Source organism: Nonomuraea sp. NPDC050663 (assembly GCF_044456985.1).
Taxonomy (GTDB): Bacteria; Actinomycetota; Actinomycetes; order Streptosporangiales; family Streptosporangiaceae; genus Nonomuraea.
Genome location: NZ_JBITGL010000022.1, coordinates 45,208 through 61,106, shown reverse-complemented (window position 1 = coordinate 61,106; position 15,899 = coordinate 45,208). Strand labels below are relative to the sequence as shown.

The 15,899-nt window shown below is 71.5% G+C and carries 17 protein-coding genes; 9 read left to right on the top strand and 8 right to left on the bottom strand.

Annotated features, from left to right (window positions below):
- Window positions 1-7: 7 nt before the first annotated feature.
- Window positions 8-757 carry a lysophospholipid acyltransferase family protein gene (locus ACIBH1_RS42685; protein WP_397319810.1) on the bottom strand — a complete coding sequence of 250 codons (750 nt, stop codon included), beginning with the start codon at window positions 755-757 and terminating at the stop codon, window positions 8-10.
- Window positions 758-823: 66 nt separating this feature from the next.
- Between ACIBH1_RS42685 and dhaK the strand changes: the two genes are divergently transcribed.
- From dhaK to ACIBH1_RS42670, 3 genes are read left to right on the top strand one after another with little or no spacing between them, the layout of a single operon-like run.
- Window positions 824-1,813 carry a dihydroxyacetone kinase subunit DhaK gene (dhaK, locus tag ACIBH1_RS42680; RefSeq protein ID WP_397319809.1) on the top strand — a complete coding sequence of 330 codons (990 nt, stop codon included), beginning with the start codon at window positions 824-826 and terminating at the stop codon, window positions 1,811-1,813.
- Window positions 1,813-2,409 (top strand): dihydroxyacetone kinase subunit DhaL, encoded by a 597-nt coding sequence (gene dhaL, locus ACIBH1_RS42675; RefSeq protein ID WP_397319808.1) that lies wholly within the window; start codon window positions 1,813-1,815, stop codon window positions 2,407-2,409. Before dhaK ends, dhaL begins: the two co-directional genes overlap by 1 nt.
- Window positions 2,403-2,780, top strand: coding sequence for a PTS-dependent dihydroxyacetone kinase phosphotransferase subunit DhaM (locus ACIBH1_RS42670; RefSeq protein WP_397319807.1), 378 nt, complete (start codon window positions 2,403-2,405; stop codon window positions 2,778-2,780). The genes dhaL and ACIBH1_RS42670 overlap by 7 nt, the downstream gene beginning before the upstream one ends.
- Window positions 2,781-2,785: 5 nt before the next feature.
- Here ACIBH1_RS42670 and ACIBH1_RS42665 read toward each other — a convergent pair whose 3' ends face one another.
- From ACIBH1_RS42665 to ACIBH1_RS42655, 3 genes are read right to left on the bottom strand one after another with little or no spacing between them, the layout of a single operon-like run.
- A complete protein-coding gene (locus ACIBH1_RS42665; RefSeq protein ID WP_397319806.1) occupies window positions 2,786-4,489 on the bottom strand; it encodes a thiamine pyrophosphate-binding protein in 1,704 nt (567 codons plus the stop codon).
- The gene (locus tag ACIBH1_RS42660; RefSeq protein WP_397319805.1) at window positions 4,486-5,247 is read right to left on the bottom strand and encodes a cyclase family protein; all 762 of its coding nucleotides are present in this window, start codon (window positions 5,245-5,247) and stop codon (window positions 4,486-4,488) included. Before ACIBH1_RS42660 ends, ACIBH1_RS42665 begins: the two co-directional genes overlap by 4 nt.
- Window positions 5,248-5,279: 32 nt before the next feature.
- Window positions 5,280-5,840 (bottom strand): hypothetical protein, encoded by a 561-nt coding sequence (locus ACIBH1_RS42655; RefSeq protein ID WP_397319804.1) that lies wholly within the window; start codon window positions 5,838-5,840, stop codon window positions 5,280-5,282.
- Between the two features lie 73 nt (window positions 5,841-5,913).
- Between ACIBH1_RS42655 and ACIBH1_RS42650 the strand changes: the two genes are divergently transcribed.
- Genes ACIBH1_RS42650 through ACIBH1_RS42630 form a run of 5 tightly spaced genes read left to right on the top strand, consistent with a single transcriptional unit; the run spans window position 5,914 to window position 10,744 of the window.
- On the top strand, window positions 5,914-7,449 hold the full coding sequence (locus ACIBH1_RS42650) for an ABC transporter substrate-binding protein (RefSeq protein ID WP_397319803.1): 1,536 nt from the start codon (window positions 5,914-5,916) through the stop codon (window positions 7,447-7,449).
- Window positions 7,446-8,414: an ABC transporter permease gene (locus ACIBH1_RS42645; RefSeq protein WP_397319801.1), complete on the top strand. Its 969-nt coding sequence runs from the start codon at window positions 7,446-7,448 to the stop codon at window positions 8,412-8,414. Before ACIBH1_RS42650 ends, ACIBH1_RS42645 begins: the two co-directional genes overlap by 4 nt.
- Window positions 8,411-9,220 (top strand): ABC transporter permease, encoded by an 810-nt coding sequence (locus tag ACIBH1_RS42640; protein WP_397319800.1) that lies wholly within the window; start codon window positions 8,411-8,413, stop codon window positions 9,218-9,220. The genes ACIBH1_RS42645 and ACIBH1_RS42640 overlap by 4 nt, the downstream gene beginning before the upstream one ends.
- Entirely contained in the window at window positions 9,217-10,104 is an 888-nt protein-coding gene (locus ACIBH1_RS42635) for an ABC transporter ATP-binding protein (protein ID WP_397319799.1), read from the top strand. The genes ACIBH1_RS42640 and ACIBH1_RS42635 overlap by 4 nt, the downstream gene beginning before the upstream one ends.
- Window positions 10,091-10,744 (top strand): ABC transporter ATP-binding protein, encoded by a 654-nt coding sequence (locus ACIBH1_RS42630; RefSeq protein ID WP_397319798.1) that lies wholly within the window; start codon window positions 10,091-10,093, stop codon window positions 10,742-10,744. The genes ACIBH1_RS42635 and ACIBH1_RS42630 overlap by 14 nt, the downstream gene beginning before the upstream one ends.
- Here ACIBH1_RS42630 and ACIBH1_RS42625 read toward each other — a convergent pair.
- Window positions 10,718-11,146, bottom strand: coding sequence for a CBS domain-containing protein (locus tag ACIBH1_RS42625; protein WP_397319797.1), 429 nt, complete (start codon window positions 11,144-11,146; stop codon window positions 10,718-10,720). The genes ACIBH1_RS42630 and ACIBH1_RS42625 overlap by 27 nt on opposite strands.
- Before the next feature lie 142 nt (window positions 11,147-11,288).
- On the opposite strand from ACIBH1_RS42625, the gene ACIBH1_RS42620 reads away from it, so the two are divergent.
- Window positions 11,289-12,683 carry an aminopeptidase P family protein gene (locus ACIBH1_RS42620; protein WP_397319796.1) on the top strand — a complete coding sequence of 465 codons (1,395 nt, stop codon included), beginning with the start codon at window positions 11,289-11,291 and terminating at the stop codon, window positions 12,681-12,683.
- 177 nt (window positions 12,684-12,860) lie between these two features.
- Here ACIBH1_RS42620 and ACIBH1_RS42615 read toward each other — a convergent pair whose 3' ends face one another.
- The 3 genes from ACIBH1_RS42615 to ACIBH1_RS42605 are packed head-to-tail and all read right to left on the bottom strand — an operon-like array spanning window position 12,861 to window position 15,766.
- Window positions 12,861-14,300 (bottom strand): CotH kinase family protein, encoded by a 1,440-nt coding sequence (locus ACIBH1_RS42615; protein ID WP_397319795.1) that lies wholly within the window; start codon window positions 14,298-14,300, stop codon window positions 12,861-12,863.
- On the bottom strand, window positions 14,300-14,977 hold the full coding sequence (locus tag ACIBH1_RS42610) for a DUF4956 domain-containing protein (protein WP_397319794.1): 678 nt from the start codon (window positions 14,975-14,977) through the stop codon (window positions 14,300-14,302). Before ACIBH1_RS42610 ends, ACIBH1_RS42615 begins: the two co-directional genes overlap by 1 nt.
- Window positions 14,978-15,766 carry a polyphosphate polymerase domain-containing protein gene (locus ACIBH1_RS42605; protein WP_397319793.1) on the bottom strand — a complete coding sequence of 263 codons (789 nt, stop codon included), beginning with the start codon at window positions 15,764-15,766 and terminating at the stop codon, window positions 14,978-14,980.
- Window positions 15,767-15,899 lie beyond the last annotated feature (133 nt).

Below are 15,899 nucleotides of genomic sequence, written 5' to 3'. Positions count from 1 at the left end.
TGCGGGGTCAGTCGCCCTTGCGCCGGGAGGCCGCCTCCTCGGCGTCCATCGCCGCCGCCTCCTCCGGGGTGGGCGCGCTTCCGCCCAGGTGGGTGGGCAGCCACCAGGCGCCGGCCGTACGGTCGGGGTAGTCGCTCTGGGCCCGCTCGACCAGCGAGGTCATGCGCTCGCGCAGGTCCAGGGTCACGGCGGCCACGTCGTCGTCGGGCGTGAGGTCCATCGGCTCGCCGACCACGATCGTGATGGGCACGTGCCGCTGGCCGAGCTGCTTGGGCCGGCCCTTGGTCCACAGGCGCTGGGTGCCCCACAACGCCATCGGGATGAGCGGCACCCCGGCCTCCTGGGCCATGCGCACGGAGCCGTTCTTGATCTCCTTGACCGTGAACGAGCGGCTGATGGTGGCCTCGGCGAAGACGCCGACGACCTCGCCCGCGCGCAGCATGCCGACGGCCTGGGCGTAGGAGTCGGCGCCTGCCGCGCGGTCGACGGGGATGTGGCGCATGCCGCGCATCAGCGGCCCCGACACGGGGTGGTCGAAGACCGGCTTCTTGGCCATGAACCTGGTCAGCCTGCCCGCCGACAACAACGCGCCGTATCCGGCGAAGATGAAGTCGAGGTAGCTGATGTGGTTGCTCACCAGGACCGCGCCGCCGCTGCGCGGCACGTTGTGCGTGCCCTCGATGCGGAAGCGGTAGTCCATGACGCGGAAGACGGTCTTGGCAGCGGTGATCACCGGGGTGTAGACGAGCTCGGCCATGAACCGAACAGTAACCTACGCCACCGTAACCTTGCGATAAGGCAGGCTTGGGTACAGGTTATGACCATGAAGAAGCTCATCAACGCCCCCGACGCCGTGGTCCGTGATGCGCTGCGCGGGCTGGCGCTCGCGCATCCCGAGCTGGCCGTCGATCTCGAGAACCAGGTGGTGACCAGGGCGTCGCTCACGCCCGGCAAGGTCGGGCTGGTCTCCGGCGGCGGATCGGGGCACGAGCCGCTGCACGCCGGGTTCGTCGGGTACGGCATGCTCGACGCGGCGTGTCCCGGCGAGATCTTCACCTCCCCCGTCCCCGACCAGCTCATCGAGGCCACCAAGGCCGCCGACCGGGGCGCGGGGGTGCTGCACATCGTCAAGAACTACACCGGCGACGTGCTCAACTTCGAGATGGCCGCCGAGTTGTGCGCCGAGGAGGGCATCGAGGTCGCGAGCGTGCTGGTCGACGACGACGTGGCGGTCGAGGACTCCCTCTACACCGCGGGCCGCCGCGGCACGGGCGCGACGTTGTTCGTGGAGAAGATCGCCGGGGCGCTGGCCGAGACGGGCGCGCCGCTGGCCGCGGTGGCCGCGGTGGCCGAACTCGTCGACGCGCGCAGCCGCTCCTTCGGCGTGGCGCTCACCTCCTGCACGGTGCCCGCGGCCGGCAAGCCCACCTTCGACCTGCCCGAGGACCAGGTGGAGCTGGGCATCGGCATCCACGGCGAGCCGGGCAGGCGGCGGGTGCCGCTGGCGGCCGCGCGGGAGCTGGCCGAGGTGGCCATGGACGCCGTCCACGGCGACCTGCCACTGGAGGGCGAGCTGCTGGTGCTGGTCAACGGCATGGGCGGCACGCCGCTCATCGAGCTGTACGGGGTGTTCGCCGAGGTGGCCGCCTACGTGAAGGGCAAGGGGGCGACGATCACCAGGAGCCTGGTCGGCAACTACGTGACGAGCCTCGACATGCAGGGCTTCTCGGTCACCGTGTGCCGTCTCGACGACGACCTCACCCGGTTGTGGGACGCCCCGGTGTCCACCCCCGGACTGCGGTGGGGGCGCTGATGGCCGCCGGGGCGTGGCTGAAGGAGTGCGCCAGGGTCGTCGCCGCCGAGCGCGAGCGGCTGACCGAGCTCGACGCGGCCATCGGCGACGCCGACCACGGCGCCAACCTCGACCGCGGCTTCCAGGCGATCGTGACCGAACTCGACCTCGGCGACGAGGCGGAGCCGGGCGCGCAGCTGGTCGCGGCCGGTTCGCTGCTGATCCGCCGCGTCGGCGGGGCCTCCGGCCCCCTGTACGGCTCGGCGCTGCGGTCCATGGGCAGGGCGCTGTCCCAGGGCGCCGATCTGAGCACCGCGCTGGAGCAGGCCGTCGAGGCGGTCGAGAAGCTCGGCAAGGCGGTGGAGGGCGACAAGACGATGGTCGACGCGCTGCGCCCGGCGGCCAGGGCGATGGCGCTCGCCGTACAGGAGGGTCTCGACGTGCGGGAGGCGCTCGACCGGGCGGCGCGGGCGGCCGAGGAGGGCGCGGCGGCCACGGCGCCGATGCGGGCGCGCAAGGGGCGCGCGAGCTACCTGGGCGAGCGCAGCGAGGGCCATCAGGACCCGGGTGCGACCTCGGCGGCGTTGCTGATCAGGGCCCTGGCGGTGACGTGGTAGGCCTGGTGCTGGTCTCGCACAGCGCGGGGCTGGCGGCGGAGGCGGCGGCGCTGGCGCGCGGCATCGCCGGGCCCGACGTACCCGTGGCGGCCGCGGGCGGCGACGCGGGCGGCGGGCTGGGCACGAGCGTCGACCTGATCGAGGCGGCCGTCGCCGCGGTCGACCAGGGCGACGGCGTCGTGCTGGTGCCCGATCTGGGCAGCTCGGTGCTGACCGCGCGGTTGCTGGAGGAGCCCGGCCGGATCGTGCTGGCCGACGTGCCGTTCGTGGAGGGGGCCATCGCCGCCGCCGTGACGGCGGGCGGCGGCGGTTCGCTGGAGCAGGTGCTCGCCGCCGCGGAGGAGGCGCGGGGGTTCCGCAAAACGGGGTGAGCGCGTCAGTGGCCCCTGAACGCCTCCTCCAGCCACCACGATCCGCGTTCCCTGGTGACCTTGGCGTGCACCAGGAGCGGGCGCTCGCGCGGCCCCTTCAGCCATTCGGCCACGCCCGACAGGTCGCCGGCATCGGTCACGGTGACGGCCGCGCAGCCGTACCCCTTGGCCAGTTCGGCGAAGTCGACGGGCGGGAAGGTGACGGTCTGCAGGGGCCGGCCCACGAAGTGGTGCACCTCGGCCCCGTATCCCTCGTCGTCGTAGACGACGATCACCATCGGCAGCCCCAGGCGGACCACGGTCTCCAGCTCCGAGACGCCCATGAGAGCACCGCCGTCGCCGAGCGCGGCCACCGGCAGCCGGTCCGGCCTGGCCAGGGCGGCGCCGACGGCGGTGGCCAGGCCGAGCCCGATCGACTGGAAGGCCTGGGTGAAGCAGAAGCCCTGCTCATCGGGGACCTCCAGGAACATGGCCGGGTAGCCCATGAAGTTGCCCGAGTCGGTGGCGATCACCCGCTCGGCGGGCAGCAGGTCGTCGAGGCCGATGGTGAGCGTGCGCGGATCGATCCGGCCGCCGCCGCTCTCGTCCTCGTACGGCACGGCGCGCCAGCGTCCCTGTCCGGCGATGCGCTCGGCCAGGTCAGGCGAGCGGTATCCGGGCTCCGGTGCGCCGCCCTGCTCGTCCAGCCGTCCGCGCCTGTCGTCGAGGGCGCGGGAGACGGCCGACGCGACGGCCGAGACCTCGCCGCGGATCGGCAGGTGCACGGTGCGCTGCCGTCCGAGCGCCGCCATCTCCACGTCAACTTGCACCACCTTGGTGCGCGGTCCGATCAGCCTGCCGTGCCGGGTGGTCCACATGTTGAGCGCGCAGCCCCATCCGACGATCACGTCGGCGGCGCCGATCAGCTCGGCGGCCAGCGGGGTGGCGAAGCCGCCGCTGACGTCGAGGTCCCACGGGCTGCCGCGGAACAGGCCCCTGGCCACGGCCGAGGTGGCCAGCAGCACCCCGGTACGGCCGGCCAGCTCCTCCAGCTCGGCCCTGGCGTGCCTGGCGCCGCGCCCGGCGATGAAGACGGGACGCTCGGCCGTGGCGAGCATGTCGGCCAGGGCCTCGACCGCGGTCCGTTCCAGGGTGCGCGGCCCGGCTGCGAGCGCGGGCTGCGCGGGGCTCACGTCCGCGCCCTGGATGAGCTGCTCGTAGAACTCCCCCATGACGCCGTCCCAGGGCACCTGCTCCTCCTGCACGTCGAGGGGCAGGTTGAGCAGCACCACGGTGCGGTCCCGCACCGCCGTGCGGTAGGCGGCGATGGTCTTCTCGACGCAGGTGTGGCCGCTGCGGACGCGGGCGGCGACGCCGCCCACCGCGCGCACGAGCGCCTCCTGGTCGACGGCGAAGTTCGAGCGCGGGTCGGTGGCCTCGCCCGCCAGCACGATCATCGGCGTGCGGCTCTTGGCCGCCTCGGCCAGGCCGGTGATCGTGTTGGTCAGGCCCGGCCCCTGGTGCACGGTGAGCAGCCCGACGGTGCCGCTCAGGCGCGCGTAGGCGTCGGCCATGGTCGCCGCGCCCGCCTCGTGCCGGGCGGCGACGTAGCGCACGCCGTGCTCGATGAGGGCGTTGGTGACGTGGAAGTTGCCGCTGCCGACCACGCCGAAGGCCGCGTCGCAGCCCAGGGAGGCCAGGACGCGGCCGACGGCCTGGGCGACGATCATCGTTCGACCAGCGCCAGCACTCTCACGGGGCTGCCGGAGCCGCCGACGATGGGCAGAGGCGGCGCCACGATCACGGCGCCCGTGACCGGCAGGCGCTCCAGGTTGCGCAGCTGGGTCAGGCCGTACTTGTCGTTGCCCAGGAAGAAGGAGTGGCACGGGAAGGGCGGGTCGAAGGAGTGCGCGGCGCCCGCGTCGGTGCCGACGGTCTCGACGCCCAGGCCCAGGATGGCCGTCTGGGAGGCCAGGTAGTCGGCGCACTCGATGGAGATGCCGGGCCAGCTGCCCTGGTTGAGGAAGTCGGCGGCGTTGTCGGCGCGCCGGTCCCAGCCGGTGCGGTACAGCAGCCAGCCGCCCTCCGGCAGGGCGCCGTTGGCACGCTCCCACTCGCGCACGTGCTCGATCTGCAGCAGGAAGTCGGGGTCCTTGCCGGCCTCGGCGGTGAAGTCGAGCACCACGGCGGGCGCGAGCAGCCGGGAGACGGGCACCTGGGCGACGTCGTGGCCCTCGCGGCCGGTCACCCAGTGGACGGGCGCGTCGAAGTGGGTGCCGGTGTGCTCACCGGTGTGGATGTCGTTCCAGTACCACGCCGGGCCCCGGTCGTCGTAGCGGCTGATCTCCTCCAGGCTGAAGGGGATCGTGTTGCCGAAGGGTTCGGGCAGCTGGAGGATGGGCGTCTCGGACGACAAGGGCGCGGTGAGGTCGATGACCTCGATGGCGCCGCTGCGGATGCTGGTGACGAAGCTTTGCAGGACCGACATGAGGGCATCTTCGTGCGCCGCGACGCCGCTGGCTAGCCCTGACGCACCCATTCGGCGCATCCGCTGGTCTGGAAGGCCTTGTCGGTCGGCAGGATGGTGACCGTGGTCTCGCCCGTGGCCATGCCGCCGTCGATGGCGCTGTCGAGGCTGGGGTCGGTGCTGTTCAGCCGGGCCCAGAAGCACTGCTGCTGGCCGGGGGCGACGCCGGTGGTGCGGTAGGTGCCGGGCTGGATGTCGGTGCCCACGATCATGATCCGCATGCCTGCCAGGGGCCCGCCCGTCTCGGTGGGCTGCCCGGCGGGCGGGGTCTGCTGGCCCGGGGGCGGCGTCGGGGTGGGTTGATCGGTGGGTGCCGCCGGAGGGAGCGTCGGGTTCTCCGTGATGGGCGGAGTCGTCTCGGCGCCGGGCGACTCCTCGGGCTCCAGGTGCAGCGTCGAGGAGGGGTTCGGACGTTCCTGCGCGACGGGTTCCGCCATGCCGATCCCGGCGAACAGCCCGATCAGGAAGCCGATCATGCCGGTGAGCCCGGAGACGAGCAGCAGGATCGTCGGGCTGGTGGGGGCGCGCGTGGGTTCTGGGGGGCCGTACGTCACAGGGCAAGCCTGCCATGCCGGCACCTACCCCGGCTTATTGCGATTTATTTGCATCTAATAGAGTCTCGCAACCATGAGGACGCGCGCAGCAGCCCTGATCGTCGCCGCCGGCCTGGCGGCCGCCTGCCAGGCACCCACCGGCCCCGCCGAGGACGCCTTCGTCATCGGCCTGAGCTCGGAGTTCGAGAATCTCAGCCCCGTCCTGGGCTTCGCCGCCGACGGCGGCGCGCTGATGTTCGACGGCCTGATGAGGCGCAAGCCCGACCTGACACTGGAGCCGTCGCTGGCCGACGCCGCCCCGGTGACCGCGCCAGACGGCAAGACGGTGACCTTCACCCTGCGCGAGGGCGTGACGTTCCACGACGGCCGGGCGCTCAGCGCCGAGGACGTCGTGGCCACCTACCGCAGCGTCCTCGACCCGAAGACCAACTCCCCCATCAGCGGCGACTTCGCCGCCGTCGAGAGCGTCGCCGCCAAGGACCGGCGCACGGTCGAGTTCAGGCTGAAGTACCCCTACGCGCCCTTCGTGCAGCGCACCACCCTCGGCATCGTGCCAGGCGGCGTCACCGACCCCGCCAAGCCCGTCGGCACCGGGCCCTACTCCTTCGTCTCCTGGACACCCGGCGACAAGATCACGCTCAAGTCGAACGACTCCTACTTCGGCGGGGCGCCCTCGATCAAGCGGGTGGTGCTGGCCTTCGCCGAGGACGACAACGTGCGCGCCACCCGCCTCGAGGCCGGGGAGTTCGACGCCACGGTGCTGCCGCCCAAGGCGGCCAAGCGGTTCGAGAACCAGCAGGGCACCACGGTCCACCGGGTCGACAGCGCCGACTACCGGGGCGTCATGTTCCCCTTCAAGAACCCGGTGACCGCCGACGCGTCCGTGCGCAAGGCCTTCGGGCTGGCCGTCGACCGGCAGGCCATGGTCGACACCATCCTCGCCGGGGCGGGCAAGCCCGCCTTCGGGCCGATCTCCCCCGACGTGGCCTGGCACGACCCGGCCGTGACCGGATCGCCCAGGCCCGACCAGGCCGCCGCGGCCGCCCTGCTCGACGGCGCCGGATGGAAGCAGGGCGACGACGGCGTGCGCGCCAAGGACGGCGTCAGGGCCGCCTTCACGCTGATGTACCCGGCCGGCGACTCGCTGCGCAAGGAACTGGCCCTGGCCGCCGCCTCCGACGCCAAGAAGATCGGCCTGGAGGTCAAGCCCGAGGGCCTCGACTGGGACGCCATCGAGCCGCGCATGGCGAAGGACGCGCTGATCATGGGGTACGGCTCGCCGTACGACCCCGACTACGTCAACTACGAGCTCTACCACTCCGCCTACGCGGGCAAGGGCTTCTTCAACCCGGGCCACTACGACAACCCCGAGGTCGACGCGGCGCTGGAGCGGGGACGCGCCTCCGGCGACGAGGCCGAGCGCAAGCAGGCCTACTCCCGCTTCCAGCAGCTCGTCCACGACGACCAGCCCTGGACCCACCTGGTCTTCCTCAAGCACGTCTACGTGATCCGCGGCCAGGTCGAGGGCGTGCGGCCGGGCGTCGACGCCCACGAGCACGCCACCGGCGGCCTGTTCCGCGACCTGCACACCTGGAAGCTCGCGGCGTGATCAGAGTCATCGCCTGGCGGGCGGCCTTCGCCCTGCCGTTGCTGGTCGCGGTGACGGCGGGCATGTTCGCCCTGGCCCAGGCCTCCCCCTTCGACCCGGTCAGGCAGTATCTCGGCGACCGCGCGATGGTGACCGACCCGGCCGTCGTCGCGCAGATCCGCGCCAACTGGGGCCTGGACCGGCCCTTCCTGGAGCAGTACGCGACCTGGCTGGGCAACCTCGTCACCGGCGAGCTCGGCGAGTCGCGCTCCTTCCACCGCCCGGTAGCCGAGATCGTCGCGGAGCGGCTGCCCTGGACCCTGCTGGCCACCAGCAGCGCCATCGTGCTCATGCTGGCCGGCAGCCTGGTCGTCGGCACGCTGGCGGCCTGGCGCAAGGGCTCGCTCCTGGACCGGGTGATCACCGGGGGCGCGTTCGCCAACGAGTCGGTGCCGGTGTTCTGGCTGGCGCTGCTGTCGATCTACGTGTTCGCGCTCAAGCTCGGCTGGCTGCCCGCGGGCGGGCTGAGCGACGCGGCCTCCAGCACGCTGGAGCCGCTGGACGTCGCCCACCACCTGATCCTGCCGGTCGTCGTGCTGGCGATCTCGCAGTCGTCGTGGCTGGTGCTGTACGTGCGGGAGTCGGTGATCGGCACGCTGCGCGAGGACTACGTGATCGGGGCCCGCGCCCGCGGCCTGCGCGAGCGGACCGTTCTCGTACGGCACGCGCTGCGCTCGGCGCTGCTGCCGTTCCTGACCATCCTCGGCGCCCGCGTGCCCGAGCTGGTCACCGGCGCCATCCTGGTGGAGACCGTCTTCTCCTGGCCGGGCGTCGCCTCCACCTCCGTGCAGGCCGCGCTCGCCGTGGACTTCCCGCTGCTGGCCGTCCTGACCCTGATGGGCACGATCGCGGTCGTGGCGGGCAACCTGCTGGCCGATCTCGCCTACCGGGTCGCCGACCCGCGCACCAGGACGGTCGCCGTATGACACGGTTCGCTGCCTTCACCCTCATCGTCCTCGGCCTGGCCGTGCTGCTGGTCCCGCCGATCGTCCAGCTCGACCAGCACCTGGTCGACCTGTCACGGGCGGGTCTGCCGCCCTCCTTCTCCCACCCGCTCGGCACCGACGAGGTCGGCCGCGACGTGCTCCTGCGCTGCGTGTACGGCCTGCGCGTGTCGTTCATGGTGGGGCTCGTCGCCGCCCTGGTCAGCATGATCATCGGCGGCACCGTGGGCCTGGTGGCGGGCAGCCTCGGGGGCATGCCCGACCGCCTGCTCATGCGCTGCGTCGACGGCTTCTCCTCCCTGCCGCACCTGCTCCTGGGCATCTTCATCGTGGCGATGTTCGCGCCCAGCCCGTACGCGGTGATCGTCTCGGTGGGCGTCACCCACTGGACCACCGCGGCGCGGATCGTGCGCTCGGAGGTGCTGTCGCTGCGCGAGCGGCCCTTCGTCGAGGCCGCCATCTCCGGAGGAGCGAGCCGCCGCAGGCTCCTGACCCGGCACCTGCTGCCGCACCTGCTGCCCCATCTGCTGCTGGCGATGGTGCTCATGGTGCCGCACGCGATCTGGCACGAGACCGCGCTCAGCTTCCTGGGCCTGGGCCTGCCGCCTCACCTGGCCTCGCTGGGCAACATGATCAACGACGGTCAGCGCTCGCTGCTGGCGGGCGACTGGTGGTCGAGCCTGGCGCCCGGCCTGTTCATCCTGGCGCCGACGCTGGCCGTCTCGGTGCTGTCGCAACGCTGGCGCGACCGGCTCAACCCCCGCATGCGATCGGAGCTGGCCCTATGAAACTCGACGTTGAGGGGCTGACGGTGACCTTCCGCATCCCCGGCGGGGTGGTGCGGGCCGTGTCCGAGGTCTCCTTCCAGGTACGGCCGGGCAGCTGCCTGGCCCTGGTGGGCGAGTCGGGATGCGGCAAGTCGGTGCTCGCCCACGCCCTGCTGGGTCTGCTGCCGGGCAACGCCTCCGTGTCGGGCTCCGCTGTACTGGACGGGGAGCTCGACCTGGTCTCGGCGCCGCCGGCCGTCATGGCGCGGCGGGTGCGCGGGCGGCGGGTCGGGCTCATCCCACAGAGCCCCGCCACCCACCTGACCCCCGTCCGCACCGCCCGCGCCCAGCTGGAGGAGGCGTTGCGGGAGCTCGAGTCGCCCTCCGACGCCTCGTCGCTGGCGGAGCGGTTCGGCCTGCGGCCCGCCGACCTCGACCGCTACCCGCACGAGCTGTCCGGCGGCATGGCGCAGCGGGTCGCCAACGCGATCGCGCTGGCCGGCGATCCAGGGCTGCTCGTCGCCGACGAGCCCACCTCGGGGCTGGACCGGCCGCTCGTCGACCGCACCATGGACGAGCTGCGCTCGTTGTGCGACGAGGGCAGGGCCGTGCTGCTCATCACCCACGACCTGCGGGCGGCGGAACGGATCGCCGACGAGTTCGCGATCATGTACGCCTCGCGCATCGTCGAGATCGGCTCCCTGGAGGCGCCCCGCCACCCTTACGCGCGCGGCCTGGTCGACGCGCAACCCGACCGGGCGTTCGTGCCCATCCCCGGGATGCCGCCCGAACTCACCCGCCTGCCCTCCGGCTGCGCCTTCGAGCCGCGCTGCGCCTCGGCGGTGCCGGCCTGCTCCGCCGTACCGGCCTTCGACAACGGGGTGGCCTGCCATGTTGCGAGCTGACGGCATCACGGTCAGGTACGGCAGGCGGACCGTCCTGGACGGGCTCTCCTTCGAGCTGGAGCCCGGCGCGATCGTCGGGCTGGCCGGGCCGAGCGGATGCGGCAAGTCGACGCTGGCCCGGGTGCTGGCGCTCATGCTGCGGCCCGCCTCCGGGGCGGTGAGCGTGGACGGCACGCCGGTGCGCGGGTGGCGGCAGCGGGCGCCGCGCCCGCTGCGCACCAGCGTCGCCCTGCTCTACCAGCAGCCGCGCCTGGCGGTCGACCCGCGGCTGACGCTGCGCGCGATCGTGGCCGAGCCGTGCGCGGCCACCGGGATGGCCCTCGACGAGACGGTCTTCGACCGGGTCGGGCTCACGTCGGACCTGCTCACGCGGCGGCCGCACGAGGTGTCCGACGGGCAGTTGCAGCGGGCATGCCTGGCACGGGCCCTGGCGCTGCGGCCTCGCTACCTGCTGTGCGACGAGATGACGAGCATGCTCGACGCCTCGACGCAGGCGCTGCTGGTCGGGGTCGTGCGCGACTACCGCGAGGACAGCGGGGCCGGCGTGCTGGCGATCAGCCACGACGACGTGCTGCTGGAACGGTGGGCCGACAGGACCCTGACGTTCGGCGGCCTACCGGTGGAGGTAGTCGACCAGTGAGGCGCGCTCGGTCTCGAGCTCCTCGATGGCGCTCTTGACCACGTCGCCGATGCTGACGATGCCGACCAGCCGGCCGGCGTCGACCACGGGCACGTGGCGGAAACGGTGCGTCGTCATCGTGCGGCGCAGATCGTCGACGTTGGCGTTGGGCCCGACGGTCCGCACCTCGGTCGTCATGATCGAGGAGACGGTGGCGTCGAGCACCTCCGGACCCCGGTCGTGCAGCCTGCGCACCACGTCGCGCTCGGACACGATGCCCGAGATCGTCGTGCCGTCCGACGACACCACCACGGCACCGATGTTGTGCTCGGCGAGCTGGGCGAGCAGTTCACGTACGGTGGCATCCGGCGACACGGTCATGACCTCGCTGCCCTTGGCACGCAGGATCGATCCGATCAGCATGTGTACCTCCTCGGCGGCCGTTAGGAGGGACCTTCCCCTCGGAGGCACCAGACTAAGCGCCGTATCGGGCAAACACCTAGGGCACGTTTTCCTGATTAGTATGTGAAATACCACCGAGATTGCTTGAAGGGGATCCTCCATCGTGACCGAGCAGCTGAACACCGGGAGCCACGACCTCCCGGTCACCGAGGCACTGACCGCCTTCATGGCCACCGGGTGGGCCGACACCGCCCGCACCGACCTGGCCGCGCTGCCCATCGCTCCCTGGGCCGCCAAGCGGCGCGCCGTCCTGGCCGGGCGTTTCCCCGGCGAACGGCTGATCATCCCCTCGGGCACGCTCAAGGTGCGCAGCAACGACAGCGACTTCCGCTTCCGCCCGCACAGCGCCTTCTCCTACCTCACCGGCCACGGCGAGCCCGACGACGTCCTCGTCGTCGAGCCGTCGGGCGAGGCCGTGCTGTACCTGCGCCCCCGCTCCCCGCGCTCGTCGGGCGAGGAGTTCTACCGCGACCGCCGCTACGGCGAGTTCTGGGTGGGCCGCCGCCCTGACCTGCGCGAGGCCACCGACCTGTACGGCCTGACCACGGCCCACATCCGCGACCTGTCCCTGTCCGGCCCCGCCCGCGTGCTGCGCGGCGTCGACCCGGCCGTCGACTCGGCCGTCCCCTCGCACGACGGCGACGCCGAGCTCGCGACGTTCCTGTCGGAGATGCGCCTCGTCAAGGACGAGTGGGAGATCGGCGAGCTGCAGCACGCCGTCGACGCCACCACACGCGGCTTCGAGGACGTCGTGCGCGCCTTCCCCGCGGCCCTGCGCGAGGCGCGCGGCGAGCGTTACCTGGAGGGCGTCTTCGGCCTGCGCTCCCGCCTGGAGGGCAACGCCGTCGGCTACGACAGCATCGTCGCCTCCGGCGCGCACGCCTGCGTGCTGCACTGGATCCGCAACGACGGCCGGCTGTCGCGCGACGAGCTGCTGCTGCTCGACGCCGGCGTCGAGACCGACACCCTCTACACCGCCGACATCACCCGCACCCTCCCCCTGTCAGGCACCTTCTCCCCCGTGCAGCGGCAGGTGTACTCCCTCGTGTACGAGGCCCAGAACGCCGGCATCGCCGCCCTCAAGCCCGGCGCCCGCTTCCGCGACTTCCACCAGGCGGCCATGCGGGTCATCTGCGAGGGCCTCACCTCGTGGGGGCTGCTGGAGGGGAGCGTCGACTCGCTCATGGAGTCGGGGCTCTACCGGCGCTACACGCTGTGCAGCAGCGGCCACATGCTCGGCCTGGACGTGCACGACTGCGCCAGGGCGCGGGCGGAGGTCTACCTCGACGGGGTGCTGGAGGAGGGCCAGGTCCTCACCGTGGAGCCGGGGCTGTACCTGCAGGCGGACGACCTGACGCTGCCGGAGGAGTTCCGCGGGATCGGGGTGCGCATCGAGGACGACCTGGTGATCACCTCGGACGGGGCCCGGCTCATGTCGGCGGGGCTCCCCCGCCACCCGGACGAGGTCGAGGGGTGGATGGCCGCCCTCCTGGGCTGACCGTCGTCCCCCACGAGCGCGTCTTCATCAACGGGCCAGTCAGTCACAGGGCGGGGTGCAACCCGACACCGCCAGGCAACCCTCGCCCAGGGCGACTGCGTGAGCGCCTCCTGGGTGGTCGAGACGCGGGTGGAGGAAGCTCTGGCACGAGCGGAGGAAAGGGCCGCTCATGCCGGCTCAGCCACCCGTGACGACCGGGTCGGCGGCGAGAGCCTCGGTGCGGGCGGCGACGGTCTCCCGCAGCTGGGTCACCTGGTCGGCGCCGACGACCCGCTCCAGCGCGTCGAGCACCGCCTTCGCGCTGCCGTCGGCGTAGAGGGTCTTGTACAGCTCGCGATACGCCTGCTCGTAGTCGTCCTTGAACGCCTCGGCGGCCAGGAACCTCGTCTTGAGCGTGTTGCCCATCCGCATCCCGCCCCCACCGCCGCGCCGCTCCTGGTCCGGTTGGGGCAGGCCCTCGGGGGGACCGCCCTGCCGGCCGCCGGGGCGCGTCATGCCGCCGCCCATGCTTGCCGTCTCCCCGGGCTTGAGGGCCGTATCGCCCGAGAAGGCGAAGTTCAGGTCCCAGGTGATGACCCTGAGCTTATCGTTGCCCAGGTCGTACCAGAGGTAGAAGTTCTTCCCCGGCCCGGCCATGTCGTCGAAGTTCAGCAGCAGGTTCTGCAACGCCGCGTACTTCGCGAACGACTCCACCTCCACGTAGTCGGCCAGGTGCGCGGCGAACTCCTCGTCCGACGCCGAGTCCAGCCACTTCAGGAACGTGATCACCGGCGTGAGGTCCTGCGACCCGGTCTTGTTGATCTGCTTGAAGTCGTCGGTGTACTCGGTCAGGTCGTCGCCCTGGTAGGCGAAGTTCCCGGTGGCCAGCGCCTTGTAGAGCACCCCTTCGCCGAGCGACGACGCGTACTCCTCGTCGGGGTGCTGCACCACCAGGCGGGCGGCCGCCTGACCGCCGTTGACGGCGAACGACGAGTACGCGTACTTCTGCGACGGCTCGCCCGACTCGGCGACCAGCGACAGCGCGAGCGCCTCGTTGACGGACGACGCCGACCCCTGCGCGGCGGGACGCACCGACAGCTGCTCCAGACCCTGGTAGGTGCGGCCCTCCTCGTACTTGCCGAAGTCGATGAGCCAGGGCAGGTCGGCGGGCTTGTCGGTGGACAGGTTCGTCATGCCGCCGAACCCGCCGCGGCCGCCGGGGCCCTGCTGCTGCGTCGTCGTCTTGGCGCCGGGGCGGGCGTCCTTGAGGCCGCGCAGCGTGGAGTTGCCCTTCAGGCGCATGCCGACGTTCCGGATCGTGGTGCCGTCGATGACGACGTCCGCCTTGATCCAGGTCTTCTCGTCGTCGTCGAAGTAGTCGTCGAGCATCTCGTCGTACTCGGTCGCGTCGTAGGAGACCGCGATCGCGTGGCCGTCGGTGGAGCTCCAGAGGTCCGACGTGCCCGCGACGTCCTCCGCCGCGGCGGCCTGGACCTCGCTGCCGCCCGAGGCGACGATCGGGGTGACCCGTACGGTCCCGGCCACCAGGCCCAGGACGAGCAGGAATCCCGCGAACGCGGCGGGCAGCTTCCAGTGGTGGCGCAGCCGTACCGGGAGCCGGTGGATGAGCCGCCTCATCACAGGTCCGTCTGGTCGTACCCGGTCAGGATGGTCACCCGCTGCCCGGAGGTGCGCTGGCGCAGCGCGGTGATGAGCTCGCCGGGCTCCTTGCCCTTCTTGAGCTTGACCGTGTACATCAGCTCGGTCAGCGCGCCACCGCGGATCGATTCCAGGCTGACCAGCTCGAACTCGTCGGTGTGGGCGATCAGCGCGTCCTGGATGGCGCCGGTGTAGTCCTCGTCGGCGGGCACCTGGACCTTGACGACCTGACGCTGGACGTTGAGGGCGAACAGGTTGAAGCGCTGCAGCGCCAGCACCACCAGGCAGATCGTCACGGCGGCGATGGCGGCCAGCGCGTAGAAGCGGGTGCCGACGGCCATGCCGATCGCCATCACCAGGAAGATGAAGCCGACGTCGCGGGTCTCCTTGATGGCGTTGCGGAAGCGCACCACCGACAGCGCGCCGACCAGGGCGAAGGCGCGGGCGATGTTGGAGCCGACGACGAGCATGATGACCGAGACGAGCATGCCGAGGATGACCAGGGTGTGCACGTAGGACTGGCTGTAGGAGACGTGCCGGTGGGTGGCGCGGTAGATCCAGCCGATCATCATGCTCAGCACGAGTGACAGCGTGAGCGAGATCGCGATGTCCGCCACGCTGAACGTGCCGGACAGATCCTGAAAACTGAAGTCCACTTACAGCTCCTCGGGGACGTGGAAAACGGATCGGGGCGCCAGTCCGTGGGCCTCGATGCTCTGGCAGTACTTGGAGATGCGCACGACCTGCAGGCCGTGGCGGGCGGTGAGGTCGGTCATCCAGTACGGCACGCGCTCGTTGGCCTTGACCTCGAGCACCGCCAGGTTGGGCGCGATGGTGAAGCGGTTGGTCGCCGCGGCGCCGAGCTCGAAGTCCCGGTCCCTGCCGCGCACCCGGTGGTCCATCGTGACCCGCAACCCCACGTCGGCGTCGCGGCCCTTGAACGCCTCCCGCTGGTAGCCGGTGGTGGCCACCGGCCGCAGGTCGAGCGTGCCGACGAGCCCGAGCACCTCCTCGACGAAGCCCCGCTGGGACACGTCGTGCGGGATCATCTCGCGCTTGTCGCACAACCTCCTGGCCAGGTTGTACGGCACGCGGATGCGGCGTTTCTGCGTCACCCGGTTGACCCGCTGCTTGATCTCCACGAACACCGGCGTCTCATCGGTGAGCCTGGCGCCGTCCCCGTAATGCCGCACGCGCAGTTTCCGGCGAAATCGCAGCCCCTCGATCTTCTCCCAGTAGAAACGCAGTGCGGGGGTGTCGTAATAGACGCTCTCGACGGCGTAGCCGCCGTATCCCGAATATTCGTCCTCGTCGAGGCGCCGCGCGAAATCCTCGCGCAGCGCGGGCACCACGGACTGGTCGACCAGGTACTTGATTTCGTACCGGTTGAAGGCGTGCAGCCTGCTGGGCGCACGAAGCGCGTGACCGGCGTCCTTCATTTCCATGACGAACAGAACACCAGGTGAACATTGAAGGAAGATGAGATGAAGCTGTGCGCCGGTTATGGGCATCCACAGTGAATGCACAGGAGAATGGGGAGTCTTCAATCAGGAATCGCCGCCGGGAAAAGGGCCGAGG

Coding starts and splice junctions, on each gene's coding strand:
- ACIBH1_RS42625 (WP_397319797.1), bottom strand. CDS start 11,146: ATGCTGATCGGATCGATCCTGCGTGCCAAGGGCAGCGAGGTCATGACC.
- ACIBH1_RS42665 (WP_397319806.1), bottom strand. CDS start 4,489: ATGATCGTCGCCCAGGCCGTCGGCCGCGTCCTGGCCTCCCTGGGCTGC.
- ACIBH1_RS42650 (WP_397319803.1), top strand. CDS start 5,914: ATGAGGACGCGCGCAGCAGCCCTGATCGTCGCCGCCGGCCTGGCGGCC.
- ACIBH1_RS42630 (WP_397319798.1), top strand. CDS start 10,091: ATGTTGCGAGCTGACGGCATCACGGTCAGGTACGGCAGGCGGACCGTC.
- ACIBH1_RS42605 (WP_397319793.1), bottom strand. CDS start 15,766: ATGGAAATGAAGGACGCCGGTCACGCGCTTCGTGCGCCCAGCAGGCTG.
- ACIBH1_RS42685 (WP_397319810.1), bottom strand. CDS start 757: ATGGCCGAGCTCGTCTACACCCCGGTGATCACCGCTGCCAAGACCGTC.
- ACIBH1_RS42640 (WP_397319800.1), top strand. CDS start 8,411: ATGACACGGTTCGCTGCCTTCACCCTCATCGTCCTCGGCCTGGCCGTG.
- ACIBH1_RS42635 (WP_397319799.1), top strand. CDS start 9,217: ATGAAACTCGACGTTGAGGGGCTGACGGTGACCTTCCGCATCCCCGGC.
- ACIBH1_RS42660 (WP_397319805.1), bottom strand. CDS start 5,247: ATGTCGGTCCTGCAAAGCTTCGTCACCAGCATCCGCAGCGGCGCCATC.
- dhaL (WP_397319808.1), top strand. CDS start 1,813: ATGGCCGCCGGGGCGTGGCTGAAGGAGTGCGCCAGGGTCGTCGCCGCC.
- ACIBH1_RS42615 (WP_397319795.1), bottom strand. CDS start 14,300: ATGAGGCGGCTCATCCACCGGCTCCCGGTACGGCTGCGCCACCACTGG.
- dhaK (WP_397319809.1), top strand. CDS start 824: ATGAAGAAGCTCATCAACGCCCCCGACGCCGTGGTCCGTGATGCGCTG.